Source organism: Streptococcus sp. Z556, from assembly GCF_053010225.1.
In genome coordinates this window covers 1-25,205 of sequence record NZ_JBRKNU010000008.1, presented here as the reverse complement: position 1 = coordinate 25,205, position 25,205 = coordinate 1, and the positions used below count along the sequence as shown (strand labels likewise).

The 25,205-nt window shown below is 41.4% G+C and carries 29 protein-coding genes; 28 read left to right on the top strand and 1 reads right to left on the bottom strand.

Going from position 1 to position 25,205, the window contains the following annotated elements:
• Positions 1-46 precede the first annotated feature (46 nt).
• The 24 genes from ACVC7S_RS08500 to gap all read left to right on the top strand — a co-directional run bounded on the left by ACVC7S_RS08500 (position 47) and on the right by gap (position 20,809).
• Entirely contained in the window at positions 47-412 is a 366-nt protein-coding gene (locus ACVC7S_RS08500; RefSeq protein WP_447266833.1) for a DUF1033 family protein, read from the top strand.
• Positions 413-473: 61 nt separating this feature from the next.
• Entirely contained in the window at positions 474-1,415 is a 942-nt protein-coding gene (gene comGA, locus ACVC7S_RS08495) for a competence type IV pilus ATPase ComGA (protein ID WP_447266832.1), read from the top strand.
• Positions 1,363-2,379 (top strand): competence type IV pilus assembly protein ComGB, encoded by a 1,017-nt coding sequence (gene comGB, locus ACVC7S_RS08490; RefSeq protein WP_447266841.1) that lies wholly within the window; start codon positions 1,363-1,365, stop codon positions 2,377-2,379. The genes comGA and comGB overlap by 53 nt, the downstream gene beginning before the upstream one ends.
• A 1-nt stretch (position 2,380) precedes the next feature.
• The gene (gene comGC / locus ACVC7S_RS08485; protein ID WP_447266831.1) at positions 2,381-2,704 is read left to right on the top strand and encodes a competence type IV pilus major pilin ComGC; all 324 of its coding nucleotides are present in this window, start codon (positions 2,381-2,383) and stop codon (positions 2,702-2,704) included.
• Positions 2,667-3,101, top strand: a complete 435-nt coding sequence (gene comGD, locus ACVC7S_RS08480) for a competence type IV pilus minor pilin ComGD (protein WP_447266830.1) — start codon at positions 2,667-2,669, stop codon at positions 3,099-3,101. The genes comGC and comGD overlap by 38 nt, the downstream gene beginning before the upstream one ends.
• Positions 3,064-3,366, top strand: a complete 303-nt coding sequence (comGE, locus tag ACVC7S_RS08475; RefSeq protein WP_447266829.1) for a competence type IV pilus minor pilin ComGE — start codon at positions 3,064-3,066, stop codon at positions 3,364-3,366. The genes comGD and comGE overlap by 38 nt, the downstream gene beginning before the upstream one ends.
• Positions 3,329-3,790 carry a competence type IV pilus minor pilin ComGF gene (gene comGF, locus ACVC7S_RS08470; RefSeq protein ID WP_447266828.1) on the top strand — a complete coding sequence of 154 codons (462 nt, stop codon included), beginning with the start codon at positions 3,329-3,331 and terminating at the stop codon, positions 3,788-3,790. Before comGE ends, comGF begins: the two co-directional genes overlap by 38 nt.
• A complete protein-coding gene (gene comGG, locus ACVC7S_RS08465) occupies positions 3,768-4,181 on the top strand; it encodes a competence type IV pilus minor pilin ComGG (protein ID WP_447266827.1) in 414 nt (137 codons plus the stop codon). The genes comGF and comGG overlap by 23 nt, the downstream gene beginning before the upstream one ends.
• 32 nt (positions 4,182-4,213) lie before the next feature.
• Complete coding sequence (locus tag ACVC7S_RS08460; protein ID WP_447266826.1) at positions 4,214-4,804, top strand: class I SAM-dependent methyltransferase; 591 nt, start codon at positions 4,214-4,216, stop codon at positions 4,802-4,804.
• A gap of 58 nt (positions 4,805-4,862) precedes the next feature.
• Positions 4,863-5,816 (top strand): class I SAM-dependent methyltransferase, encoded by a 954-nt coding sequence (locus tag ACVC7S_RS08455; protein ID WP_447266825.1) that lies wholly within the window; start codon positions 4,863-4,865, stop codon positions 5,814-5,816.
• A 50-nt stretch (positions 5,817-5,866) separates the two neighbouring features.
• Entirely contained in the window at positions 5,867-7,057 is a 1,191-nt protein-coding gene (locus tag ACVC7S_RS08450) for an acetate kinase (RefSeq protein WP_447266824.1), read from the top strand.
• A gap of 160 nt (positions 7,058-7,217) precedes the next feature.
• Positions 7,218-7,589: a ribonuclease P protein component gene (rnpA, locus tag ACVC7S_RS08445; RefSeq protein WP_000739254.1), complete on the top strand. Its 372-nt coding sequence runs from the start codon at positions 7,218-7,220 to the stop codon at positions 7,587-7,589.
• Positions 7,564-8,391: a YidC/Oxa1 family membrane protein insertase gene (locus ACVC7S_RS08440; RefSeq protein WP_192833044.1), complete on the top strand. Its 828-nt coding sequence runs from the start codon at positions 7,564-7,566 to the stop codon at positions 8,389-8,391. The genes rnpA and ACVC7S_RS08440 overlap by 26 nt, the downstream gene beginning before the upstream one ends.
• 14 nt (positions 8,392-8,405) lie before the next feature.
• The gene (gene jag, locus ACVC7S_RS08435) at positions 8,406-9,392 is read left to right on the top strand and encodes an RNA-binding cell elongation regulator Jag/EloR (protein WP_447266823.1); all 987 of its coding nucleotides are present in this window, start codon (positions 8,406-8,408) and stop codon (positions 9,390-9,392) included.
• A gap of 51 nt (positions 9,393-9,443) precedes the next feature.
• Complete coding sequence (locus tag ACVC7S_RS08430; RefSeq protein ID WP_447266822.1) at positions 9,444-10,067, top strand: HI_0552 family protein; 624 nt, start codon at positions 9,444-9,446, stop codon at positions 10,065-10,067.
• Positions 10,068-10,185: 118 nt separating this feature from the next.
• Positions 10,186-12,162 (top strand): transketolase, encoded by a 1,977-nt coding sequence (tkt, locus tag ACVC7S_RS08425; RefSeq protein WP_447266821.1) that lies wholly within the window; start codon positions 10,186-10,188, stop codon positions 12,160-12,162.
• Between the two features lie 128 nt (positions 12,163-12,290).
• Positions 12,291-12,611: a preprotein translocase subunit YajC gene (gene yajC, locus ACVC7S_RS08420; protein ID WP_025168480.1), complete on the top strand. Its 321-nt coding sequence runs from the start codon at positions 12,291-12,293 to the stop codon at positions 12,609-12,611.
• Between the two features lie 48 nt (positions 12,612-12,659).
• Entirely contained in the window at positions 12,660-13,103 is a 444-nt protein-coding gene (locus tag ACVC7S_RS08415) for a low molecular weight protein-tyrosine-phosphatase (protein WP_061410140.1), read from the top strand.
• Positions 13,090-13,503 carry a hypothetical protein gene (locus ACVC7S_RS08410; protein WP_447266820.1) on the top strand — a complete coding sequence of 138 codons (414 nt, stop codon included), beginning with the start codon at positions 13,090-13,092 and terminating at the stop codon, positions 13,501-13,503. The genes ACVC7S_RS08415 and ACVC7S_RS08410 overlap by 14 nt, the downstream gene beginning before the upstream one ends.
• Before the next feature lie 296 nt (positions 13,504-13,799).
• On the top strand, positions 13,800-16,451 hold the full coding sequence (adhE, locus tag ACVC7S_RS08405; RefSeq protein WP_096405936.1) for a bifunctional acetaldehyde-CoA/alcohol dehydrogenase: 2,652 nt from the start codon (positions 13,800-13,802) through the stop codon (positions 16,449-16,451).
• Between the two features lie 124 nt (positions 16,452-16,575).
• Positions 16,576-17,496: an XRE family transcriptional regulator gene (locus ACVC7S_RS08400; protein ID WP_447266819.1), complete on the top strand. Its 921-nt coding sequence runs from the start codon at positions 16,576-16,578 to the stop codon at positions 17,494-17,496.
• Between the two features lie 174 nt (positions 17,497-17,670).
• Positions 17,671-18,354 carry an ABC transporter ATP-binding protein gene (locus ACVC7S_RS08395; RefSeq protein ID WP_447266818.1) on the top strand — a complete coding sequence of 228 codons (684 nt, stop codon included), beginning with the start codon at positions 17,671-17,673 and terminating at the stop codon, positions 18,352-18,354.
• A complete protein-coding gene (locus tag ACVC7S_RS08390) occupies positions 18,323-19,624 on the top strand; it encodes an ABC transporter permease (RefSeq protein ID WP_447266817.1) in 1,302 nt (433 codons plus the stop codon). Before ACVC7S_RS08395 ends, ACVC7S_RS08390 begins: the two co-directional genes overlap by 32 nt.
• Before the next feature lie 177 nt (positions 19,625-19,801).
• Entirely contained in the window at positions 19,802-20,809 is a 1,008-nt protein-coding gene (gap, locus tag ACVC7S_RS08385) for a type I glyceraldehyde-3-phosphate dehydrogenase (protein WP_000260681.1), read from the top strand.
• Between the two features lie 78 nt (positions 20,810-20,887).
• Here gap and ACVC7S_RS08380 read toward each other — a convergent pair whose 3' ends face one another.
• Positions 20,888-21,763, bottom strand: a complete 876-nt coding sequence (locus ACVC7S_RS08380; RefSeq protein ID WP_447266816.1) for an RluA family pseudouridine synthase — start codon at positions 21,761-21,763, stop codon at positions 20,888-20,890.
• Positions 21,764-21,849: 86 nt separating this feature from the next.
• On the opposite strand from ACVC7S_RS08380, the gene pbp2a reads away from it, so the two are divergent.
• Genes pbp2a through nusG form a run of 4 tightly spaced genes read left to right on the top strand, consistent with a single transcriptional unit; the run spans position 21,850 to position 25,025 of the window.
• A complete protein-coding gene (gene pbp2a / locus ACVC7S_RS08375; protein WP_447266815.1) occupies positions 21,850-24,045 on the top strand; it encodes a penicillin-binding protein PBP2A in 2,196 nt (731 codons plus the stop codon).
• Between the two features lie 52 nt (positions 24,046-24,097).
• Positions 24,098-24,250: a 50S ribosomal protein L33 gene (gene rpmG, locus ACVC7S_RS08370; protein WP_001809375.1), complete on the top strand. Its 153-nt coding sequence runs from the start codon at positions 24,098-24,100 to the stop codon at positions 24,248-24,250.
• 9 nt (positions 24,251-24,259) lie between these two features.
• The gene (secE, locus tag ACVC7S_RS08365; protein WP_000505776.1) at positions 24,260-24,436 is read left to right on the top strand and encodes a preprotein translocase subunit SecE; all 177 of its coding nucleotides are present in this window, start codon (positions 24,260-24,262) and stop codon (positions 24,434-24,436) included.
• Positions 24,437-24,488: 52 nt separating this feature from the next.
• On the top strand, positions 24,489-25,025 hold the full coding sequence (nusG, locus tag ACVC7S_RS08360) for a transcription termination/antitermination protein NusG (protein ID WP_000376729.1): 537 nt from the start codon (positions 24,489-24,491) through the stop codon (positions 25,023-25,025).
• The last annotated feature ends 180 nt before the right edge of the window (positions 25,026-25,205 follow it).

Here is a 25,205-nt window from a genome sequence, read left to right as displayed (position 1 = left end):
TTTTGAAAAATTCGTTATAATATACGGTACAAAGGAAGTAGTGAAAATGTATCGTGTTATAGAAATGTATGGGGACTTTGAGCCTTGGTGGTTCATGGAAGGTTGGGAAGAAGATGTCATCATGAGTCAACGGTTTGACAAGTACTATGATGCTCTAAAATATTATAAATCATGCTGGTTTGAGCTGGAAAAGAAGAATCCTCTTTATAAGAGTCGGAGTGATTTGATGACTATTTTTTGGGATCCTGCAGACCAACGTTGGTGTGATGAGTGTGATGAGTATTTGCAGCAGTATCATTCTTTGGCTCTTTTACAGGATGGGCAAGTCATCCCCGATGAAAAGCTACGTCCAGGCTACGAAAAACAAACAGGTCAAGAAAAACACCGTTCTTGCCGCATGAAATTGAGATGAAAAGTAACTTTTTAAGTTGCTTTTTTTATTTTTTTGCGAATAGTTAGATAAGGAGGGCGGTATGGTACAAGAAATTGCACAGAAAATGATTGCGACTGCTAAGAAAAAAGGAGCTCAGGATATCTATTTCATTCCCAAGGAAGCTACTTATGAACTTCATATGCGAATTGGTGATGAGAGGTGTCTCATTGACTCCTATGATTTTGAGGTTTTAGCTGCAGTGATTAGTCATTTCAAGTTTGTGGCGGGTATGAATGTAGGAGAAAAACGCCGCAGTCAGCTGGGCTCTTGCGACTACCAGCATGGAGAGAAGGTGTCTTCTCTACGCTTGTCAACTGTAGGAGATTATCGGGGACATGAGAGTTTGGTCATTCGTTTGTTGCACGACGAGGAAAGGGAGTTGCGCTTTTGGTTTCAGAATCTAGCGGAGTTAGGAGAGCAGTACAGGCAACGGGGCCTCTATCTCTTTGCAGGTCCAGTCGGCAGTGGCAAGACGACCTTGATGCACGAATTAGCCAAGTCTCTGTTTAAGGGGCAGCAGGTCATGTCCATTGAAGATCCTGTCGAAATCAAGCAGGACGACATGCTCCAGTTGCAGTTGAATGAGGCGATTGGACTGACCTATGAAAATCTGATCAAACTGTCTCTCCGACATCGCCCAGACCTCTTGATTATCGGTGAAATTCGGGACAGTGAGACGGCGCGTGCAGTGGTTAGAGCCAGTCTGACAGGGGCGACGGTCTTTTCAACCATTCATGCTAAAAGTATCCGAGGTGTTTATGAGCGCCTTCTGGAGTTGGGTGTGACGGAGGAGGAACTAGCAGTTGTCTTACAAGGTGTCTGCTATCAGAGATTAATCGGGGGAGGAGGAATCCTTGACTTTGCAAACCAAAACTATCAAGACCACCAGCCAACTAGCTGGAATGAGCAGATTGACCAGCTTCTTAAAGATGGACATATCACAAGTCTTCAAGCTGAAACGGAAAAAATTAGCTACCGCTAAGCAGAAGAAAATTATCACCCTGTTTAACAATCTCTTCTCTAGTGGATTTCACTTGGTGGAAATTATTTCTTTCTTGGGCAGAAGTGCGCTGCTGGAAAAGGACTATGTGGCCCAGATGCACCAAGGCTTGTCTCAGGGGAAATCTTTCTCAGAAATGATGAACAGCTTGGGCTTTTCAAGTGCTATTGTGACCCAGCTATCCCTGGCTGAGGTTCATGGAAATCTTCACCTGAGTCTGGGGAAGATAGAAGAATATCTGGACAATCTGGCCAAGGTCAAGAAAAAATTAATCGAAGTGGCGACTTATCCCTTGATTTTGCTGGGATTTCTCCTGCTAATCATGCTGGGATTGAGAAACTATCTACTCCCCCAACTGGATAGTAGCAATATAGCCACCCAAATCATTGGCAATCTGCCACAAATTTTTCTGGGATTAGTGTTGGTTTGCTCTCTATCTTTACTTTTAGCCCTCGCTTTCTACAAAAGAAGTTCCAAGATGCGGGTCTTCTCGATGTTAGCACGGATTCCCTTTCTGGGAATCTTTGTCCAGACTTATCTGACGGCCTATTACGCGCGTGAATGGGGCAATATGATTTCACAGGGGATGGAGCTGACGCAGATTTTTCAGATCATGCAGGAACAAGGTTCCCAGCTCTTTAAAGAAATCGGTCAAGATTTGGCTCAAGCCCTGCAAAATGGCCGCGAATTTTCTCAAACCATAGCGACCTATCCTTTCTTTAAAAAGGAGTTGAGTCTCATCATCGAGTATGGGGAAGTCAAGTCCAAGCTGGGGAGCGAGTTGGAAATCTATGCCGAAAAAACTTGGGAAGCCTTTTTTACCCGAGTCAACCGCACCATGAATCTGGTGCAGCCACTGGTTTTTATTTTTGTGGCCCTGATTATCGTTTTACTTTATTCGGCAATGCTTATGCCCATGTATCAAAATATGGAGGTAAATTTCTAAAATGAAAAAAATCAAGACAAATTTTAAAAAAGCTAAGGTTCAAGCTTTCACTCTGGTAGAGATGTTAGTCGTCTTGCTCATCATCAGCGTACTCCTCTTGCTCTTTGTGCCCAATTTGACCAAGCAAAAGGATGCCGTTGATGACAAAGGAAAAGCTGCTGTTGTCAAGGTCGTAGAAAGCCAGGCAGAACTTTATCGTTTGGATAAAAATGATGACGCCAGCCTTAGCAAATTACAAGCGGATGGTCGTATCACAGCTGAGCAAGCTAAAGCTTATAAAGACTACCATGCAAAACAAAAAACAAGTCAAACTGTTGCAGATTAAGGCCTTTACCATGTTTGAAAGTCTCTTGGTTTTAGGACTTGTGAGTATCATTGCTTTGGCCTTATCAGGCTCAATCCAGTCAAGTTTTGCAGCGGTGGAGGAGCAGATTTTCTTTATGGAGTTTGAAGAACTCTACCGGGAAACGCAAAAGCGTAGTGTAGCTAGTCAACAAAAGACAAATTTGAGCATAGACGGACAGACCATTAGCAATGGCAGTCAAAAGTTGACAGTTCCCAAAGGAATTCAAGCACCATCAGGACAGACGATTCACTTTGACCGAGCTGGTGGGAATAGATCTCTGGCTAAGGTTGAATTTCAGACCAGCAAAGGAGCAATCAGCTATCGATTATATCTAGGAAATGGAAAAATTAAACGCATTAAAGAAACAAAAAATTAGGGCAGTGATTTTACTAGAAGCAGTAGTGGCTCTGGCCGTATTTGCCAGTATTGCGACTCTCCTCTTGGGACAAATCCAACAAAATCGACGGTTAGAGGCAGAAATATTGCAAAAAGAGGAAGTCTTACGTGTCGCTAAGATGGCCTTGCAAACAGGACAAAATCAAGTGAAGGTCAATGGAGTTGAGATTCAGGTGTTTTCTAGTGAAAAGGGATTGGAGGTTTATCATGGTTCAGAGAAGTTGCTGGATCTTAAAGAGCAGTAAGGTAAGAGCGTTCACTCTTTTAGAATCTCTGCTTGCCCTTATCGTCATTAGCGGTGGCTTGCTTCTCTTTCAAGCCATGAGTCAGCTCCTCATTTCAGAAGTGCGCTACCAGCAACAAAGCGAGCAAAAGGAGTGGCTCTTGTTTGTGGATCAACTGGAGGCAGAGTTAGAGCGTTCGCAGTTTGAAAAGGTGGAAGGTAATCGCCTCTACATGAAACAGGATGGTAAGGATATCTCTATAGGGAAGTCTAAATCGGATGATTTTCGAAAAACGGATAGCAGTGGACGAGGTTACCAGCCAATGGTTTATGGACTCAAATCAGCACAAATTACAGAGGAAAATCAATTGGTTCGCTTTCATTTCCAATTTCAAAAGGGCTTAGAAAGGGAATTTATCTATCGTGTGGAAAAAGCAAAAAGTTAAGGCAGGCGTTCTTTTATATGCGGTCACCATGGCAGCCATTTTTAGCCTTTTGTTGCAGTTTTATCTGAACCGGCAAGTTGCCCATCATCAAGACTACGCCTTGAACAAAGAAAAATTGGTCGCTTTCGCCATGGCTAAACGAAGCAAAGATAAGGCTGAGCAAGAAAGCGGGGAACGAGTCTTTAACCTAGGAAAAGTCACTTATCAAAATACCAAAACAGGTTTTGCAACAAGTGTTCGTATGAATAAGGGCAATTATGAATTTCTCTTTCCTCCGATGAAAATCCAAGAAAAGAAAACAGCTAAAAAGGAAGAGGTAGCGACTGATTCAAGCAATCAAGCAGGGAAGAAAAAATCAGAAGAAAAGCCTGAAAAGAAAGCCAATTCCTAGGCAATTCAACTTCTTTGTGTTACACTAAAAGCATGAAACACGATTTTAATCACAAAGCAGAAACCTTTGATTCGCCCAAAAATATCTTTCTTGCAAACTTGGTTTGTCAGGCAGTTGAAAAACAGATTGATTTTCTATCAGACAAGGCAATACTGGACTTTGGTGGTGGGACGGGTCTGTTAGCCTTGCCTCTAGCTAAGCAAGCCAAGTCGGTTACCCTAGTAGATATCTCGGAGAAAATGCTGGAGCAAGCCCGTTTGAAAGCAGAGGATCAAGAAATCAGGAATCTTCAACTCTTGGAGCAGGATTTACTGGCAAATCCCTTGGAGCAGCAATTTGACCTGATTGTTGTCAGTCGGGTTCTTCATCATATGCCTGATCTAGATGCGACTCTTGCCATGTTCCACCAACACCTTAGGGAGAAGGGGCAAGTCCTCATTGCTGATTTTGTCAAGACAGATACCAACCACCACGGCTTTGAATTGGTTGAACTAGAAAACAAGCTAGCCCAGTTTGGTTTTTCGAGCATTGACAGTCAGATCCTTTACAGTGCTGAAGGTCTTTTCCTAGGAAATTACGCAGAGCTCTTTTTAACTGTAGCCCAAAAATCACTCGCTCACTAAAGCAGTGATTTTTTCTCTTCAGATGGAAAAAATAGGGGAATTTTGATAAGATAGGAATATGGATTTTGAAAAAATAGAACAAGCTTATACGTATTTACTAGAGAATGTCCAAGTCATCCAAAGTGATTTGGCGACCAACTTTTATGACGCCTTGGTAGAGCAAAACAGCATCTATCTGGATGGCGAGACTGAGCTAAAGCAGGTCAAGGAAAACAATCAAGCCCTTAGGCGCTTAGCCCTTCGCAAGGAAGAGTGGCTCAAGACCTATCAGTTTCTCTTGATGAAGGCAGGGCAAACGGAGCCTTTACAGGCCAATCACCAGTTTACGCCGGATGCCATTGCCCTCCTCTTGGTACTTATTGTGGAAGAGTTGCTGGATCAAGAGGAAATTAGCGTCCTCGAAATAGGTTCTGGTATGGGGATTTTGGGGGCTACTTTCTTGACTTCTCTTGCTAAAAAAGTAGATTACTTGGGAATCGAAGTGGATGACTTGCTGATTGATTTGGCAGCCAGTATGGCAGATGTGATTGGTTTGCAGGCAGGATTTGTTCAAGGTGATGCTGTTCGACCGCAAATGCTTAAAGAAAGCGATGTGGTCATCAGTGACTTGCCTGTTGGCTATTACCCAGACGATGCCATCGCTTCACGCTATCAAGTGGCTTCTAGCCAAGAACATACCTATGCCCACCATTTGCTGATGGAACAAGGTCTCAAGTACCTTAAGTCAGATGGTTATGCTATTTTTCTAGCTCCGAGTGATTTATTGACCAGTCCTCAAAGTGATTTGTTAAAAGATTGGCTCAAAGACGAAGTCAGTCTGACTGCTATCATCGCCTTACCAGAGGATATTTTTTCAACGGCCAGTCAGGCCAAGAGTATTTTTATCTTACAAAAGAAAAGAGACAAGGAAACAGAACCTTTTGTCTATCCTCTAACAAGTCTGCAAGATCCGTCAGTATTGTTGACCTTTAAAGAAAATTTTCAAAATTGGAGCAAAGGTACTGAAATATAAGGTAGATTTTGTTATAATAGATGAAAACGCTTAAAAAGGGGTATCATGTTATGACAAAAACAATTGCAATCAATGCTGGAAGTTCGAGTTTGAAATGGCAACTTTACCAAATGCCAGAAGAAACTGTATTGGCGAAAGGCTTGATTGAACGTATTGGCTTAAAGGATTCGATCTCAACTGTAAAATTTGACGACCGTTCTGAAAAACAAATTCTTGATATTGACGATCACACACAAGCCGTTAAAATTTTATTGGATGATTTGATTCGTTTCGATATCATCAAATCTTATGATGAGATTACAGGTGTTGGACACCGCGTCGTGGCAGGTGGTGAATACTTTAAGGAATCAACGGTCGTTGAGGGCGATGTTTTAGAGAAAGTCGAAGAGTTGGGACTTTTGGCTCCTCTTCACAATCCAGCTAACGCGGCTGGAATCCGCGCGTTCAAGGAATTGCTTCCGGATATTACCAGCGTTGTTGTGTTTGATACCTCATTCCACACAACCATGCCAGAGAAGGCTTACCGCTATCCTCTACCAACTAAGTATTATACTGAGAATAAGGTTCGTAAATACGGAGCCCACGGGACAAGTCATCAGTTTGTAGCTGGAGAAGCAGCAAAACTTTTGGGACGCCCTCTAGAAGATTTGAAATTGATTACCTGTCACATCGGTAATGGTGTTTCGATTACGGCAGTTAAGGGCGGTCGTTCGGTTGACACTTCTATGGGCTTCACACCGCTTGGTGGAGTGATGATGGGAACTCGCACAGGAGATATTGACCCAGCTATCATCCCTTATTTGATGCAGTATACTGAGGACTTCAACACGCCAGAAGATATCAGTCGTATTCTCAATCGTGAATCAGGACTCATGGGCGTTTCAGGCAAGTCAAGTGATATGCGTGATATCGAAGCAGCTGTAGCAGAAGGTAACCACGATGCGAAATTGGCTTATGAAATCTATGTTGACCGTATCCAAAAACACATCGGTCAATACCTTGCTGTCCTAAACGGAGCAGACGCAATCATCTTTACAGCAGGTGTTGGTGAAAATGCAGCAAATTTCCGTCGTGATGTTATTTCAGGCATCTCTTGGTTTGGATGTGATGTGGATTCAGAGAAGAACGTCTTTGGCGTAACTGGAGATATCTCAACAGATGCTGCATCTGTTCGTGTCTTGGTTATCCCAACAGATGAAGAATTAGTGATTGCGCGTGATGTGGAACGCTTGAAAAAATAAGCTGTTTTAACATTTTATTGAGCAAAGAATAGAAGAAAAGAAGGTCGGAAAACGTAGTTTTCCACCTTTTTTTATGGAGAAAATCTCTAAAACCTTGCTGTTATTGGCTTTTTGGAAAAATATGGTATAATAGTAGTAATTTAATAGATGGAGTTGAGTTTTGAAGAAAAACTTTCGTGTAAAAAGAGAGAAAGATTTTAAGGCAATTTTCAAGGAAGGCACAAGTTTTGCCAATCGAAAATTTGTTGTCTACCAATTGGAAAACCAGCAAAACCATTTTCGAGTAGGACTGTCCGTTAGTAAAAAACTGGGGAATGCAGTTACCAGAAATCAAATTAAGAGACGAATCCGACATATCATACAAAATGCAAAGGGAAGTCTGGTAGATCATGTCGATTTTGTTGTGATTGCTCGAAAAGGGGTGGAAACCTTGGAATATGCAGAGATGGAGAAAAATCTACTCCACGTATTAAAGTTATCAAAGATATACCAGGAAGGAAATGGGAGTGAAAAAGAAACTACAGTTGACTAGTTTGTTGGGTCTGTCCTTGTTTACCATGACGGCTTGTGCAACAAATGGTACAGCTAGCGATATAACGGCAGATTCGACAGATCTTTGGAGCAAATTTGTCTATTTTTTTGCTGAAATTATCCGCTTTTTGTCCTTTGACATTAGTATCGGAGTGGGGATTATACTCTTTACAATCCTGATTCGTACGATTCTATTACCAGTCTTTCAGACTCAGATGGTTGCCTCTAGAAAAATGCAAGAGGCTCAACCGCGCATCAAGGCTCTACAAGAACAATATCCGGGTCGCGATATGGAAAGTAGAACCAAGCTAGACCAGGAGATGCGGAAGGTCTATAAAGAATTGGGAGTCAAACATTCGTCCTCTATTTGGCCGATTCTAATACAAATGCCGGTCCTCTTGGCTTTGTTCCAAGCCTTGAGTCGAGTGGAATTTTTAAAAACAGGGCACTTCTTATGGGTGAACCTAGGGGGAGTAGACACAAGCTTTATCCTTCCGATTTTGGCGGCAGTCTTTACCTTCTTGAGTAGTTGGTTATCAAATAAGGCCTTGCCTGAAAGAAGTGGAGCTATGACAGGGATGATGTACGGGATGCCGGTACTGATCTTTATCTTTGCCATTTCTGCGCCTAGTGGAGTTGCCTTGTACTGGGCAGTATCCAATGCTTATCAAGTTTTGCAAACCTATTTCTTGAACAATCCTTTCAAGATTATTGCTGAAAGAGAAGCAGTAGTCCAAGCAGAAAGAGATTTAGAAGGCAAGAAGAGAAGAGCCTTGAAGAAAGCACAGAAAAAGAAAAAATAAGGAGGAATCTGGTAATGGTATTATTTACAGGTTCAACGGTTGAAGAAGCAATCCAAAAAGGGTTGAAAGAATTAAATATTTCAAGAATGAAGGCCCACATCAAGGTCGTTTCAAAAGAGAAAAAAGGTTTCTTGGGCTTGTTTGGTAAGAAGCCAGCTCAAGTTGATATCGAAGCAATCAGTGAAACAACAGTGATTAAAGCCAATCAACAGGCTGTCAAAGGTGTTCCAAAAGAAGTCAATGAAAAGAATGAACCAGTGAAAACTGTCAGCGAAGCGACAGTTGATTTGGGATATGTGGTTGAAGCCATCAAGAAAATTGAAGAAGAAGGTCAAGGTGTCTCTGAAGAGGTCAAGGCTGAAATCTTGAAAAATGAAAAACATGCCAGCACGATTTTGGAAGAAACAGGTCATATTTCAATTTTAAATGAACTACAAGCAGAAGATGCTACTGAGGAAGTTGAGGCTGATCCAGAAAAAGAAGCTGAAACGCAAGAAGTAGCGAGCCAATCGTTGGAAGATTTGGGCTTAAAAGTAGAGCCAAGTTATGATACCGAACAAGTGGCAACAGAAGTAGCTAGCTACGTTCAAACCATTGTGGATGATATGGATGTTGAAGGGACGATTTCAAGCGACTACAATCGTCGTACCATCAATCTTCAAATTGACACCAACGAACCAGGTCGTATTATTGGATATCATGGGAAAGTCTTGAAGGCCCTTCAACTCTTGGCACAAAATTATCTTTATAATCGTTATTCAAGAACTTTCTACATTACGATTAATGTCAATGATTATGTTGAACACCGTGCAGAAGTGTTACAAACCTACGCTCAAAAATTAGCGAATCGCGTTTTGGAGGAAGGTCGTAGCCAGCAAACAGATCCAATGTCGAATAGCGAACGCAAGATTATCCATCGCATTATTTCACGCATGGATGGAGTGACTAGCTATTCTGAAGGTGATGAGCCAAATCGCTATGTTGTCGTAGATACAGAATAAACAAAATCAGGCTTGACCTGATTTTTTGCTAGAAAAAAGGAGAAGAGACCGATGATGGAAACCATTAAAAACTACCTATCTTACGCGGGGATCCAGTATCGTAATCCAGATAAGTCTGGAGATGAGCGAGAGAAGATGCTGGAATTACGCCACAAAGGGCAGGAGGCTCGTAAGGCTTTTACAAACCTGGCCAAAACCTTTCAAGCTAGTCATCCAGAATGGCAACTGCAACAGACTAGTCAGTGGATGAACCAAGCGCAGCGCTTGCGACCGCATTTCTGGGTCTATCTACAGAGAGAGGGGCAGGTAACAGAACCCATGTTAGCCTTGCGTTTGTATGGCGAAACCTCAGATTTTGGGATTTCCTTAGAAGTCAGTTTCATCGAGCGCAAGAAAGACGAACAGACCTTGGACAAGCAAGCCAAGGTTTTAGAACTTCCAGCGGTAGAAGGAATTTATTATCTAGTCTACTCAAATGGGGAAAGTCATAAGGTGGAGGCTACTGAGGAGAATCGTCGTACTTTACGCGAGAAGGTGCACAATCAGGAAATCCGTAAAGTTTTGGTCAAGTCAGATGTTTCCTTCATTGAAAATCAGTCAGTAGAAGCGATATTGGAGAAGCTAGAAGACGCTTATACTCGCTTGCTCCCGTACTATGAAGTGACGAGGGGATAGACAAATCAAATGTGATAGATGAACGCAAATTGTTTTATTGCTATTCTATACATTTTTTCATATAATAGTAAAATAGGATGTGTGATTCATTAATCACCTCAAAGAGAAAGGAAATTCTATGTCAAATCTATCTGTTAATGCAATTCGTTTTCTAGGTATTGACGCCATCAACAAAGCAAACTCAGGTCACCCAGGGGTGGTTATGGGGGCTGCTCCTATGGCCTATAGCCTCTTTACAAAGCAACTTCGTATCAATCCAGCTCAACCAAACTGGATCAACCGCGATCGCTTTATTCTTTCAGCAGGTCACGGTTCTATGCTTCTCTATGCCCTTCTTCACCTTTCTGGTTTTGAAGATGTCAGCATGGACGAGGTCAAGAACTTCCGTCAATGGGGTTCCAAAACACCAGGACACCCAGAATTTGGACATACAGCAGGGATTGATGCTACAACTGGTCCTCTAGGACAAGGGATTTCGACTGCTACTGGTTTTGCCCAAGCAGAACGTTTCCTTGCAGCCAAATATAACCGCGAAGGCTTCAATATCTTTGACCACTATACTTATGTGATCTGTGGAGACGGAGATTTGATGGAAGGTGTCTCAAGTGAGGCGGCTTCATATGCAGGCTTGCAAAAACTTGACAAGTTGGTGGTTCTTTATGATTCAAATGACATCAACTTGGATGGTGAAACAAAGGATTCCTTTACTGAAAGTGTTCGTGAGCGCTACAATGCCTACGGTTGGCATACAGCCTTGGTTGAAGATGGAACAGACTTGGAAGCAATCCATGCCGCTATCGAAGCAGCTAAAGCTTCAGGCAAGCCATCTTTGATTGAAGTGAAGACTGTGATTGGATACGGTTCTCCAAACAAACAAGGAACTAATGCGGTACACGGTGCTCCTCTTGGAGCAGATGAAACTGCGGCTACTCGTCAAGCCCTCGGTTGGGACTATGAACCATTTGAAATCCCAGCTGAAGTATATGCTGATTTCAAGGAAAATGTTGCAGAACGTGGCGCATCAGCTTATCAAGCTTGGACAAAACTAGTTGCTGATTATAAAGAAGCTCATCCAGAACTGGCTGAAGAAGTCGAAGCCATCATCGACGGACGCGACTCAGTTGAGGTAACTCCAGCAGACTTCCCAGCCTTAGAAAACGGCTTCTCTCAAGCAACTCGTAATTCAAGCCAAGATGCTTTGAACGTTGTGGCAGCTAAGTTGCCAACCTTCTTAGGTGGATCCGCTGACCTCGCTCACTCAAACATGACTTACATCAAAACGGATGGACTTCAAGATGATGCCAATCGCTTGAACCGCAACATTCAGTTTGGTGTTCGTGAATTTGCAATGGGAACAATCTTGAACGGGATGACCCTTCATGGTGGACTTCGTGTATACGGTGGTACTTTCTTTGTCTTCTCTGACTATGTGAAAGCAGCTGTCCGTTTGTCAGCATTGCAAGGACTTCCTGTGACTTATGTCTTCACCCATGACTCTATTGCGGTTGGTGAAGATGGTCCAACTCACGAACCAGTTGAACACCTAGCAGGTCTTCGTGCTATGCCAAATCTCAATGTTTTCCGCCCAGCAGATGCGCGTGAAACTCAAGCAGCTTGGTACCTTGCAGTGACAAGCGAAAAGACACCAACTGCCCTTGTCTTGACACGTCAAAACTTGACTGTTGAAGAGGGAACAGACTTTGGCAAGGTTGCTAAAGGTGCCTATGTTGTCTATGAAAATGCAGCAGACTTTGATACGATCTTGATTGCAACAGGTTCAGAGGTGAATTTGGCGGTCGCTGCTGCCAAAGAATTGGCTAGTCAAGGCGCAAAAGTCCGTGTAGTTAGCATGCCATCTACAGATGTCTTTGACGCACAAGATGCAGCTTACAAGGAAGAAATCCTTCCAAATGCAGTCCGCCGTCGTGTTGCAGTCGAAATGGGTGCAACCCAAAACTGGTACAAGTATGTTGGTCTTGATGGTGCAGTTCTTGGTATTGATACCTTTGGAGCATCTGCCCCAGCACCAAAAGTATTGGCAGAGTACGGATTTACAGTTGAAAATCTAGTCAAAGTTGTTCAAAACTTGAAATAATCACAAAAATCAGAGTGAAAACTCTGATTTTTTATAACCATAAAAACAAGGCACAACCTTGTAAAAGTAGCTGAAATTTGATATAGTAGTCCTATGTAAAATACAAAGGAGAAAATACTATGGAAAATATTAGTCCAAATTTAACATTTGTGATCATGCTTGTAGGTATGTTTGCCTTGATGTTCTTTATGCAACGTTCTCAAAAGAAACAAGCACAAAAGCGTATGGAAAGCTTGAACAAGCTTCAAAAAGGCTATGAAGTGATCACAATCGGTGGACTCTACGGAACAGTGGATGAAGTAGATACTGAGAAACGAACAATCGTACTGGACGTAGATGGTGTTTATTTGACTTTTGAATTAGCTGCTATCAAGACAGTGTTGCCACTCAAAGAAGCTGTGACACCAGAAGGAGCAGTTATCGACGAAAGTGGAGCAATCGAAGAATAAAACGGGATCCTATCACTCCCGTTTTTCTATGATATGAGAGGAAAAGGGATGAAAAAAATAGTATTTGTGTGCTTAGGAAATATTTGTCGCAGTCCTATGGCAGAGTTTGTGATGAAGTCCATGACGAGTGATTATCAAGTTGAGAGTCGGGCAACGTCATCATGGGAACATGGTAATCCGATTCATAAGGGAACGCAAGGGATTTTCCAACAGTATCAGATTCCTTATGACAAAGACAAAACATCGCTTCAGATTGGCAGAGAAGACTTTGAGTCGTTTGATTATATTATCGGTATGGATGCTTCAAACGTTTCAGATTTGCGTCAAATGTGTCCTCAGGGACAAGAGCACAAGATTTATGCTTTTGCATCTGAAAGTGTTCCAGATCCATGGTACACAGGAGATTTTGAGGAAACCTATGCGCGCATCACAAGTGGATGCCAAAGCTGGTTAGACCGTTTAGAAAATGAGAGTGACAATGGAAAAGTTTAAAGAAATCTTCGAAAAATATCGAGTATATCTAACTCGCCCGCGTATAGAGATTGCAACCGTTCTTCTAATCGCTATCTGTGCCGTATCAGTTTTTCTATTAAACACACCAAAAAAGGGTGTACTGACACTTGACAATGGTGCGCTTGTTTATGATGGAACCTTGGTAAGAGGAAAGATGAATGGTCAGGGGACTATGACTTTTGAAAACGGGGACCAATACACAGGAGAGTTCAATAATGGGGCTTTCAATGGTAAAGGAACCTTCCAGTCCAAATCTGGCTGGAAATACGAAGGCGATTTTGTAAACGGCCAGGCCGAAGGTCAAGGGAAATTGACAACCGAGCAAGAAGTTGTCTATGAAGGAAGCTTTAAACAAGGCGTTTTCCAACAAAAACAATAACCTCCTGATTAGGAGGTGTTCTTACAGACGGTAAAGAAAGCGCTTACCAGGATGCTTGTTAGAGAAGAGTCCTCAATGTAGAAAAAGTTTGTGAAATAAAAATATTTTTATTCTAATTTCACAATCATTAGAGTAAAATCCCGTAGCACTGCGACATTGATAATAATTTCACAAATGAAACAAATTTCTTTGTGAAATCTGCATGAAACTGTTTACAAAGTCTGAAAAAAGAGTTATAATAAACTTGTGAAAAGATTAACAAAGGGTTTAAATCCTTTAAGGCTATGGAGGAAAATATGGCTGATAAAAAAACTGTAACACCTGAGCAAAAACAACTCGCTGCTGAAAAGCATGTAGACGGACTAGTACAAAAAGCTTTGGTTGCGCTTGATGAAATGCGCAAGTTGAACCAAGAACAAGTTGACTACATCGTAGCGAAAGCTTCGGTTGCAGCTCTTGATGCGCACGGTATCCTAGCACAACACGCAATTGAAGAAACTGGTCGTGGTGTATTTGAAGACAAGGCGACAAAAAACCTTTTTGCCTGTGAACATGTTGTGAATAACATGCGCGGAGTTAAAACTGTCGGAGTTATCGAAGATGATCCCGTTACAGGATTGACTAAGATTGCAGAACCTGTCGGTGTTGTGTGTGGTGTCACTCCAACAACAAACCCAACATCAACAGCAATTTTCAAATCATTGATTGCTTTGAAAACACGTAATCCAATCGTGTTTGCCTTCCACCCATCAGCTCAAGAATCTTCTGCTCATGCAGCACAAATCGTTCGTGATGCGGCGATCGCAGCTGGAGCTCCTGAAAACTGTGTTCAATGGATTACAGAGCCATCTATGGAAGCAACTGGAGCGCTTATGAACCACGAAGGTATTGCGACTATCCTTGCAACTGGTGGTAATGCCATGGTTAAGGCTGCTTACTCATGTGGGAAGCCAGCTCTTGGGGTAGGTGCCGGAAACGTTCCAGCCTATGTAGAAAAATCTGCCGACCTTCGTCAAGCTGCTCATGACATCGTTATGTCTAAATCATTTGATAATGGTATGGTCTGTGCATCAGAGCAAGCGGTTATCATTGATAAAGAAGTATATGACGAATTTGTAGAAGAATTCAAATCATATCACACTTACTTTGTAAACAAAAAAGAGAAAGCACTTCTTGAAGAATTCTGTTTCGGCGTTAAAGCAAACAGCAAAAACTGTGCTGGTGCTAAACTAAATGCCAACATCGTTGGTAAACCAGCAACATGGATTGCAGAACAAGCAGGATTCAGCGTTCCAGAAGGAACAAATATCTTGGCTGCAGAATGTGCAGAAGTAGGACCAAAAGAACCATTGACTCGTGAAAAATTGTCACCAGTTATTGCTGTTCTAAAAGCTGAAGACACAGAAGATGGTCTTACAAAAGCTCGTCAAATGGTTGAGTTTAACGGACTTGGTCACTCAGCAGCTATCCATACAAAAGACGAAGAGCTTGCTAAACGCTTTGGTACAGAAATCAAAGCTATGCGTATTATCTGGAACTCTCCATCTACTTTCGGTGGTATCGGTGACGTATACAATGCCTTCATCCCATCATTGACACTTGGATGTGGTTCATACGGACGCAACTCAGTTGGTGATAACGTGAGCGCTATTAACCTTCTAAACATCAAGAAAGTAGGGAAACGTAGAAATAATATGCAATGGTTTAAAGTTCCTTCAAAAATTTACTTCGAACGCAACTCTATCCAATACCTTCAAACATGTGAAGATATTGAGCGCGTTCTGATTGTTACAGACAAATCTATTGAAAAACTTGGCTTTGTTCAACGTGTTATTGATCAATTGAACGCACGTAGCAACCGTGTAACTATTCAAGTCTTCTCAGATGTTGAACCAGATCCAGACATCACAACTGTAGAACGTGGTGCTGAAGTGATGAAAGCATTTGAACCAGATACAATTATCGCTCTTGGTGGTGGTTCTCCAATGGACGCTGCGAAAGTGATGTGGCTCTTCTACGAACAACCAGAAATCGACTTCCGTGACTTGGTTCAAAAATTCATGGATATCCGTAAACGTGCCTTCCGCTTCCCATCACTTGGTAAGAAAGCGAAGTACATCGGTATCCCAACAACTTCAGGTACAGGTTCAGAAGTAACACCATTTGCCGTTATCTCTGACAAGAAAAACAACCGCAAATACCCATTGGCTGACTACTCATTGACACCAACTATTGCGATTGTTGACCCTGCTTTGGTTGAATCAGTTCCAGACTTTATCGCTGCTGATACAGGTATGGACGTCTTGACACACGCTACTGAAGCCTACACTTCAAACTTCGCTAACGACTACACAGACGGTATTGCGCTTCAAACAATCAAACTTGTCTTTGAATGGTTGGAAAAATCAGTTAAGACAGCTGACCCAGAAGCTCGTGAGAAAATGCACAATGCGTCTACAATGGCTGGTATGGCCTTCGCCAACGCCTTCCTTGGTATGAGCCACTCAATGGCCCACAAGATTGGTGGTGTTCACCATACTGTTCACGGACGTACAAACGCAATCTTGCTTCCATATGTTATCCGTTACAACGGAACTCGTCCATCTAAGACAACTACATGGCCTAAATACAACTACTGGAAAGCTGATGAGAAATTCCAAGACATCGCGAAAATGCTTGGCTTGCCTCACTCAACTCCAGAAGAAGCAGTTGAAGCATACGCTAAAGCTGTTTACGAACTTGGTGTTGCAGTAGGTATCAAGATGAACTTCAAGGATCAAGGAATTGATGAAAAAGCTTGGAAAGACAGCTTGCATGAAATTGCCTTGCTTGCTTATGAAGATCAATGTTCACCTGCTAACCCACGCTTGCCAATGGTAGCTGACATGGAAGAAATCATGGCAGATGCTTACTATGGTTATGCAGAACGTCCAGGACGTCGTAAATAATCGTTTATCAGCCTAGAGACAGGAGAAATCCTGTCTCTTTTTTGTACATTTTTTTGAAAAATGGTATAATAAACGCATATATTTATTTGAACATCAAACATTTTTATGGCATTGTGAGGAAGACATGGGACAAGTGAATGAATTAGGAGAGAAGGTACGGCTTCTTAGAGAGAAGAAGGGTCTTAGTCGTCCAGTTTTTTGTGGGGATGAGTCAGAATTGTCAGTCCGTCAGTTGGTCCGCATCGAAAAAGGAGAATTTCGTCCTACGATAAAAACACTAGAATATATTGCGAATAGGCTAGATATTCCAACCTATATTCTGATGCCAGACTATAAGGAATTACCCAAGCGTTACCAAGAATTAAAATACTTTCTTCTTCATCATCCTGACTATGGAGATAAAGAGTTACAGGAACAGAAGGAAGAATATTTTGATGAGATTTTTGAATATTTTTATGATGATTTGCCACGTGATGAGAAAGTGGTAGTGGATTGTCTTCAAGCCATAGATGCAGTGAGAGCGACTAGTAATTCCTTATATGGAAGCAGTGTGATTGAGGACAGTCTTCAAGACTTACTATCCAGAGATGTATATAGGGCTGAGGAATTGTTGAAATTGAGGCTGTATTTTGTATGTAAGTTAATGGATGGTTTAAACGAGGGTGAGATAAAAAAGTCTGAGCATGAGAATATTCTTTATTTTCATGACAAATTAAGTTCTCAGGTTGATAAGATAGAGTTCGATTGTTTGGACTTACTTAGAGACTCCTTGTTAGCTTCTTTAACTTGTATAGAGATTATGGGGTTGCTTCATTATTTTAAGAGGGCAGTCGAGACCTTAAATAAAATAGGGCAAAAAACACGAGATTTTCAAAAACAACCGATTGTCTTGATGCTTGAGTGGAAATATTATATTCAGACAGATTATGAAACAGCCAAACACAAGTATGAAGAAGCAAAAATGATGGCGAGAATGTTTGGCAATGAGCAGTTACTCGTTAGTTTAGATAATGAATGGGCCGAGGACCTAGAAAGATATCGTTGAAGGTTTATAGGAGTGACATTTCTGTCATTGGGGAAATGTCGCTTTTTTGTTACAATGGATTCGAAAAAAGAAGGAATTTTTTTGAATCTGATTCTGTTAGATTAATTTATATTAGCATTGTTTATTGTAGTTTGTATCGGTACACGATAACACAAGTGATTAAAGGAGATTATAATGTCTATTTTATCCATGAAAAATATTTCAAAATTTTACGCTTTGGACGGCAAACATAAAGAGCAGGCTCTAAGAAATATTAATCTACAGATTGCAGAAGGGAAAATCACGGCGATTTATGGTCCGTCAGGCTGTGGAAAAACCAGTCTATTAAATATTATCAGCGGTTTAGATAGGGAGTACGAGGGAATTTTAGACTTTAAAGGAGAGTCTCTCAAGGAATTGTCAGAGGTTGAATTGACGCAATTTCGCAAAGACAACATTGGATTTGTTTTTCAAAACTTCAATCTCATCCCCCATCAATCTGTTCTGGATAATGTCAAGTTGCCTCTCTATGTCAAAGATTTATCGGATAAAGAAATGACAAGGATCGCTCAGGAGCAACTTCATAGTCTAGGGATGGAGCCTTTTACGGCTAAGAATGTAAAACAGCTTTCTGGTGGGCAAAAGCAACGTGTAGCCATTGCACGTGCTCTGGTCAATCAACCAGATATGATTGTAGCTGATGAGCCAACTGGGTCACTCGATTCTCAATCTCAGGAGATGGTTTTGGAAGTGTTCAAAAATTTGGCCCAAGCTGGGAAAACTGTACTGATTGTTACTCATAACCCGGAGGTTACTGAGTATGCAGATGTGATTGTCAAAATGAAGGATGGTGAAGTCGTTGAAGAAGTCAAAAAATAAAGGATTGTCTTTTAAAAACAAATTCAAACTTTCTTTAAGTAACTTTATGGAAAGAAAGTGGCGTAACTTATTGATTGCAGTAGCAACCTCGATTGGTTTTGTAGGCGTGTTGATTTCTTTTGGTCTAGGAAATGCCTTGATTTCAATGATTGATGAAAATACCAACGGTGGCAAGCTTCCTTCCCAAGTTCAGATTGCACTGAATTCCAGTGTTGCTGGCAGAGGTTTTCTAAACCAAGATGATAAGAACTATATCACAGATACGATTGGGAAAGAAAATATTAAATATCTAGAGAGTCCTTTTGGTATGACCATGTCAAAGATCAGCATAGACGGACACGAAGTGGATTTTAGCCAAGCCCTGCTTTCTTATGCTCAGGTCGTGAGTTTGTATGAAGATACAAGTATTTCTGTTAGTAGCAATGAAAAAGAAAAAGTGCTAGCAGGCTCTCTTTATACGGATGTTAACGAGCAGGGATTGACGATTCCGATGAGTTTACTCAAAAATTGGAATGAACAAACCGGGAACAATCTGACAGCTAGTGATGTGATTGGCAAACCAGTCTCGGCAAGCATTGTAGAAAATGCTGCTGAAGGTAGCAAGTTGGCAGGTTTTCAAACTCATATTGTGCGTGTCATCAATGACGAAGATGATACAGAAGATAGTAATAGTTTTATGGCTTCCAAGCAGATGGAAACGATTTTAAAAGAAGCTGAATTCACAAAGGCCGTATCCTATTTTATTTTTGAGCTTAAAGACCCATCTCGTACGAAAACAGTAACAGAAGAATTGCAGAAAAATAAGAAGTACACAGTTCTTTCTCAACAGGCTGTTCTTGATATTGTGATTACCTTTATTCGTGTCATCCAGGGATTACTGATTGTGCTTTCTTCACAAGCGATTGTGGTGGCAGCAGTTATGATAGGCATCATCATTTATATCAATATCATGCAACGTTCTAAGGAAATCGGTGTCATGAAGGCCGTTGGCTATCAAAATAGAGATGTGAAAGGAATCTTTATCTACGAAGCTCTTTGGATTGTAGGCATTGCCTTGTTTATAGCTTTCATCATTGCTCAAGGGATAGGCAGTCTAGCGAATGTTATTGTTCACCATTTCTATCCATCAATCTCTAAAGTTTTTGAATTAAATCTTCTCTCTATTTTAGGGACTTTCGTTTTTGCTTTGTTTCTTGGCTATATTTCTGCCTTCTTCCCAGCACGTAAGATTAGCAAAATGGATCCAGTGGAATCCTTACGCTATGAGTAGAGAAAGAAATTACAGAGGCTTCCTATCAAAAAGAAACTGACATAGAAAATCAAGGTCAGCACTTGCAATTAAGCTCAAATAGTTATATAATAGGTTCGTTGAAAGGTGATTTGTAGTGATTCAAGTTACTCTTTTCACAATAAAAATTTCATGATTTTCATAAGGAGGAAATCACTAATGGTAGTTAAAGTTGGTATTAACGGTTTCGGCCGTATCGGTCGTCTTGCTTTCCGCCGTATCCAAAACGTAGAAGGTGTTGAAGTTACTCGCATCAACGACCTTACAGATCCAGTTATGCTTGCTCACTTGTTGAAATACGACACAACTCAAGGTCGTTTCGACGGTACTGTAGAAGTTAAAGAAGGTGGATTCGAAGTTAACGGTAAATTCGTTAAAGTTTCTGCTGAACGTGATCCAGAACAAATCGACTGGGCTACTGACGGTGTAGAAATCGTTCTTGAAGCAACTGGTTTCTTTGCTAAGAAAGATGCAGCTGAAAAACACCTTAAAGGTGGAGCTAAGAAAGTTGTTATCACTGCTCCTGGTGGAAACGACGTTAAAACAGTTGTATTTAACACTAACCACGACGTTCTTGACGGTACTGAAACAGTTATCTCAGGTGCTTCATGTACTACAAACTGCTTGGCTCCAATGGCTAAAGCTCTTCAAGACAACTTCGGTGTTGTTGAAGGATTGATGACTACTATCCACGCATACACTGGTGACCAAATGATCCTTGACGGACCACACCGTGGTGGTGACCTTCGCCGTGCTCGTGCTGGTGCTGCAAACATCGTTCCTAACTCAACTGGTGCTGCTAAAGCTATCGGTCTTGTAATCCCAGAATTGAACGGTAAATTGGACGGATCTGCACAACGCGTTCCAACTCCAACTGGATCAGTTACTGAATTGGTAGCAGTTCTTGAAAAGAACGTTACTGTTGATGAAGTAAACGCAGCTATGAAAGCAGCAGCTAACGAATCATACGGATACACTGAAGATCCAATCGTATCTTCAGATATCGTAGGTATGGCTTACGGTTCATTGTTCGACGCAACTCAAACTAAAGTTCTTGATGTTGACGGCAAACAATTGGTTAAAGTTGTATCATGGTACGACAACGAAATGTCATACACTGCACAACTTGTACGTACTCTTGAATACTTTGCAAAAATCGCTAAATAATTCATGAGTCGATAAAAGCAAGACTAATAGGTCTTGCTTTTTCTATTTTTAGATAAAACAAAATGGATGATTTAGCGGTCATCCATTCTTTTTTAATTCTTTCTCAAATGTATCAGAAAGGGCAGTGAAGCTCAACTTTTCTAAGGTGAGTGGATGGGTAAGGGATAGTCGGAAGGCATGGAGCATGAGCCGGCTTGTCTTTGATTGACTATTATAGAGAGGGTCGCCTAGAATAGGGTGTTTATGGTGAGAAAGGTGAACACGGATTTGATGGGTTCGACCTGTCTTTAGTTTGCAACGAACAAGAGAAGTCTTATTTGGAAATTGTTTTAATCGACTTAACTGTGTTTCGGCATGTTGCCCATTTTTGGGTTCTACCACTCGTTTTCTGCGATCGTGTCGATCACGACCAATTTTATCTCGGAAGATAAGTTCTTTGTTCCCTACTTGCCCCTCTACGAGTGCCCAGTACTCACGAGCGATTTCCTTTTTTTCTAACAAACGATTGAGAATGGGTAGGATAAAAGGATTTTTAGCAAAAAGCACTAAACCGCTTGTTTCCATGTCCAGGCGATGAACGACATAGCAGGTTTGACCAACGTAGGCAGAGACGTGGTTGAGAAGGGCGATTTCATCTGGTTGATTTCCGTGAGTTTTCATTCCCTCTGGCTTGTTGACGATAATGAGATGTTGGTCTTGATAAATCTCTTGAACGAGGTCTGGCTTGCCCCAAAGGATTTCCTTTGGGGGATAGTCCTCCTCGTCAAAAGTCAATTGGCAAACATCCCCTGGCTTGACCATCTCGTTCCAGTGAACTTGTTTTTGATTGATCAAGATGCTCTTCTTGATTCTCAAAAAATGACGGATTTTTCTGGGAATGAGGAGTTGTTCCTCTAGGAATTGCTTGACCGTCATTTGAGGCAAGGACTCGGGTAGTGTAAATGTGAATTGCATACAGATATTGTAACAAAAAAAGCCCTATTTGGATAGGGAGTAGCTAAATTCTTGAGTTCCTATGGTGAAGATGATAAAATAAACGCATGAAATTAGATAAATTATTTGAGAAGTTCCTTTCTCTTTTTAAAAAAGAAACGAGTGAATCAGCAGAGTCTGATTCTACTAGTATGCGTCGTTCACGGAGCGATAGAAAAAAATTAGGCCATGTAGGTCCGATTCGGAAATTTTGGCGTCGCTATCATTTAACAAAAATTGTTCTTATCATCGGATTGAGTACAGGATTGTTGGTGGGCACCTATCTGTTTGCTATAGCCAAGTCTACTAATGTCAATGACTTGCAGAATGCCTTGAAAACAAGAACTCTGATTTTTGACCGCGAAGAAAAAGAGGCTGGCGCCCTATCCGGTCAAAAGGGAACTTATGTTGAGTTGACAGATATCAGTAAAGACTTGCAGAATGCTGTCGTCGCGACAGAGGACCGTTCCTTTTATAAAAATGATGGGATTAACTACGGTCGTTTCTTTCTAGCTATCCTTACAGCAGGTCGTTCTGGAGGCGGTTCTACCATCACCCAACAGTTGGCGAAAAACGCCTATCTGTCTCAGGATCAAACCGTTGAACGAAAGGCCAAGGAGTTTTTCTTAGCTTTAGAATTGACAAAAAAATACAGCAAGGAGCAAATCCTTACTATGTACCTCAATAACGCCTACTTTGGGAATGGTGTCTGGGGTGTAGAGGATGCGAGTAAGAAATATTTCGGTGTATCGGCTGCAGAATTAACCCTTGATCAAGCGGCAACTCTAGCTGGGATGCTCAAGGGGCCAGAGTTGTATAATCCTTTGAATTCCATTGAAGATTCAACTAACCGCAGGGATACGGTGCTACAAAATATGGTTGCAGCAGGCTATATTGATAAAAATCAAGAAACGGAAGCAGCTGGAGTAGATATGGCTTCTCAACTCCAAGATAAGTATGAAGGTAAGATTTCTGATTATCGTTATCCATCCTATTTTGACGCGGTTGTCAACGAGGCAGTCTCTAAGTACAATCTAACAGAAGAAGAGATTGTCAACAACGGTTATCGAATCTATACAGAACTTGACCAAAACTATCAAGCAAACATGCAGGTTATTTACGAAAACACTGCGCTATTTCCAACGGCAGAAGACGGAACGCATGCTGAATCAGGTAGTGTTGCTCTAGAGCCTAAAACGGGTGGAGTGCGTGGAGTTGTTGGTCGCGTAGCTGGTGATGACAAATCAGGCTTCCGTAATTTTAACTATGCAACTCAGTCTAAACGCAGTCCAGGTTCGACGATTAAGCCTTTGGTCGTTTACACTCCAGCCGTGGAAGCTGGATGGGCTCTGAACAAGCAACTGGACAACCACACCATGCAGTATGACAGTTATCAAGTAGACAACTATGCTGGCATTAAGACTTCTCCTGAAGTACCTATGTATCAAGCCTTGGCGGAATCACTCAACCTGCCAGCTGTTGCGACTGTAAATGATTTGGGGATCAATAAAGCTTTTGAAGCTGGGACGAGATTTGGTCTGAATATGGAGAAAGTTGACCGCGTTCTCGGAGTTGCTCTGGGTGGAGGAGTGGAGACAAATCCTCTCCAAATGGCACAAGCCTATGCGGCCTTTGCTAACGAAGGTCTGATGCCCGAGGCGCATTTTATCACTCGTATCGAAAATGCCAGCGGTCAGGTCATTAAGAGTCATAAGAACTCTCAAAAACGAGTGATTGATAAGTCGGTAGCCGATAAAATGACTAGTATGATGCTAGGAACATTTACTAATGGGACAGGGATTAGTTCATCGCCAGCAGATTATGTCATGGCAGGGAAGACAGGTACTACTGAGGCTGTTTTCAATCCGGAATATACCAGTGACCAGTGGGTGATTGGTTATACTCCAGATGTGGTAATTAGCCACTGGCTTGGCTTCCCAACGACAGATGAGAACCATTATCTAGCAGGTTCAACCTCAAATGGAGCAGCCCATGTCTTTAGAAGTATGGCTAATACCATTTTGCCCTACACTCCAGGTAGCACTTTTACAGTTGAGAATGCTTATAAACAAAATGGGATTGAACCAGAAAATACGAAGCAGCAAGTCGTTGAAAATGAAACAAATCAGACGGAAGATCCGCTAGGAGATATTCGTAGTCGTGCTCAAAATCTTGTAGATGAAGCAGGCCGGGCAATTTCAGAAGCTAAGATAAAAGAAAAAGCTCAGACAATATGGGACTCAATCCTCAATCTATTTCGCTAAGAGGCTTGTCAAAGCCTAGGTTTCTTGTTATAATAGATAAGATGGAGGCGTTATGGCACTAAAAAAAGCAAGCCTAGCATGTGCAGTTTGCGGTTCAAGAAATTACTCAATCAAAATTAGTGGGAACCCCAAGCCAACACGACTAGAAGTAAATAAATTTTGTAAACATTGTGGTAAATATACAACACATAGAGAAACGAGATAGGAGAGAACGATGGGTTTTATTAAGGATATTTTTAAACTTCTTAAAGAAACAACTTGGCCAACTCGCAAAGAAAGCTGGAGAGATTTTCGCTCTATTATGGAATATACAGCCTTCTTTGTGGTCATCATTTACATTTTTGACCAGTTGATTGTTTCAGGTTTGATTCGATTTATTAACATTTTTTAGAAGAAAAGCGGAGAACTTCTGCTAGCTTTCTTCTATTATGAAAGGAAATATCATGGATAGTTTTGACAAGGGATGGTTTGTTCTACAAACTTATTCTGGCTATGAAAATAAGGTAAAAGAAAATCTATTGCAACGTGCGCAAACTTATAACATGTTGGATAATATTCTACGCGTTGAGATTCCAACACAAACTGTGCAAGTTGAGAAAAATGGAAAGAAAAAAGAAATTGAAGAGAATCGCTTTCCGGGTTATGTCCTTGTAGAAATGGTCATGACAGATGAAGCATGGTTCGTTGTTCGAAACACACCTAACGTAACAGGATTCGTCGGGTCACACGGGAACAGATCAAAACCAACTCCACTATTGGAACAAGAAATCCGTGATATTCTGGTTTCAATGGGACAAACTGTTCAGGAGTTCGACATTGACGTTGAAGTTGGCCAGACAGTCCGCATCATTGATGGTGCTTTTGCAGACTACACAGGTAAAATTACTGAAATTGATAACAACAAAGTGAAGATGATGATTTCTATGTTTGGTAATGATACGATTGCAGAAGTGAATCTCAACCAAATTGCAGAATTATAACCCCCGAGAGGCGCTGCCTCTCTTTTTATGTGCTGTTGAGGGCGGAAGAAGTATAGAATAGAGGAAATAGCCCCATAGGCTCTCGCATTCTGCTAGACTAAAGGCAGAAAGGAGAGGTCTATGAATCTAAAAGACTTATATGAAGAAAGCAAGGGTATCGTCCATAAGTGTCGAAAAGAT

Coding starts and splice junctions, on each gene's coding strand:
- tkt (WP_447266821.1), top strand. CDS start 10,186: ATGTCAAATCTATCTGTTAATGCAATTCGTTTTCTAGGTATTGACGCC.
- comGA (WP_447266832.1), top strand. CDS start 474: ATGGTACAAGAAATTGCACAGAAAATGATTGCGACTGCTAAGAAAAAA.
- comGE (WP_447266829.1), top strand. CDS start 3,064: ATGGAAAAATTAAACGCATTAAAGAAACAAAAAATTAGGGCAGTGATT.
- rpmG (WP_001809375.1), top strand. CDS start 24,098: ATGGCACTAAAAAAAGCAAGCCTAGCATGTGCAGTTTGCGGTTCAAGA.
- ACVC7S_RS08500 (WP_447266833.1), top strand. CDS start 47: ATGTATCGTGTTATAGAAATGTATGGGGACTTTGAGCCTTGGTGGTTC.
- comGB (WP_447266841.1), top strand. CDS start 1,363: ATGGACATATCACAAGTCTTCAAGCTGAAACGGAAAAAATTAGCTACC.
- ACVC7S_RS08430 (WP_447266822.1), top strand. CDS start 9,444: ATGATGGAAACCATTAAAAACTACCTATCTTACGCGGGGATCCAGTAT.
- ACVC7S_RS08410 (WP_447266820.1), top strand. CDS start 13,090: ATGGAAAAGTTTAAAGAAATCTTCGAAAAATATCGAGTATATCTAACT.
- ACVC7S_RS08450 (WP_447266824.1), top strand. CDS start 5,867: ATGACAAAAACAATTGCAATCAATGCTGGAAGTTCGAGTTTGAAATGG.
- ACVC7S_RS08400 (WP_447266819.1), top strand. CDS start 16,576: ATGGGACAAGTGAATGAATTAGGAGAGAAGGTACGGCTTCTTAGAGAG.
- ACVC7S_RS08395 (WP_447266818.1), top strand. CDS start 17,671: ATGTCTATTTTATCCATGAAAAATATTTCAAAATTTTACGCTTTGGAC.
- comGF (WP_447266828.1), top strand. CDS start 3,329: ATGGTTCAGAGAAGTTGCTGGATCTTAAAGAGCAGTAAGGTAAGAGCG.
- ACVC7S_RS08455 (WP_447266825.1), top strand. CDS start 4,863: ATGGATTTTGAAAAAATAGAACAAGCTTATACGTATTTACTAGAGAAT.
- adhE (WP_096405936.1), top strand. CDS start 13,800: ATGGCTGATAAAAAAACTGTAACACCTGAGCAAAAACAACTCGCTGCT.
- ACVC7S_RS08380 (WP_447266816.1), bottom strand. CDS start 21,763: ATGCAATTCACATTTACACTACCCGAGTCCTTGCCTCAAATGACGGTC.
- jag (WP_447266823.1), top strand. CDS start 8,406: ATGGTATTATTTACAGGTTCAACGGTTGAAGAAGCAATCCAAAAAGGG.
- secE (WP_000505776.1), top strand. CDS start 24,260: ATGGGTTTTATTAAGGATATTTTTAAACTTCTTAAAGAAACAACTTGG.
- ACVC7S_RS08390 (WP_447266817.1), top strand. CDS start 18,323: ATGGTGAAGTCGTTGAAGAAGTCAAAAAATAAAGGATTGTCTTTTAAA.
- comGC (WP_447266831.1), top strand. CDS start 2,381: ATGAAAAAAATCAAGACAAATTTTAAAAAAGCTAAGGTTCAAGCTTTC.
- comGD (WP_447266830.1), top strand. CDS start 2,667: ATGCAAAACAAAAAACAAGTCAAACTGTTGCAGATTAAGGCCTTTACC.
- pbp2a (WP_447266815.1), top strand. CDS start 21,850: ATGAAATTAGATAAATTATTTGAGAAGTTCCTTTCTCTTTTTAAAAAA.
- ACVC7S_RS08415 (WP_061410140.1), top strand. CDS start 12,660: ATGAAAAAAATAGTATTTGTGTGCTTAGGAAATATTTGTCGCAGTCCT.
- gap (WP_000260681.1), top strand. CDS start 19,802: ATGGTAGTTAAAGTTGGTATTAACGGTTTCGGCCGTATCGGTCGTCTT.
- ACVC7S_RS08460 (WP_447266826.1), top strand. CDS start 4,214: ATGAAACACGATTTTAATCACAAAGCAGAAACCTTTGATTCGCCCAAA.
- nusG (WP_000376729.1), top strand. CDS start 24,489: ATGGATAGTTTTGACAAGGGATGGTTTGTTCTACAAACTTATTCTGGC.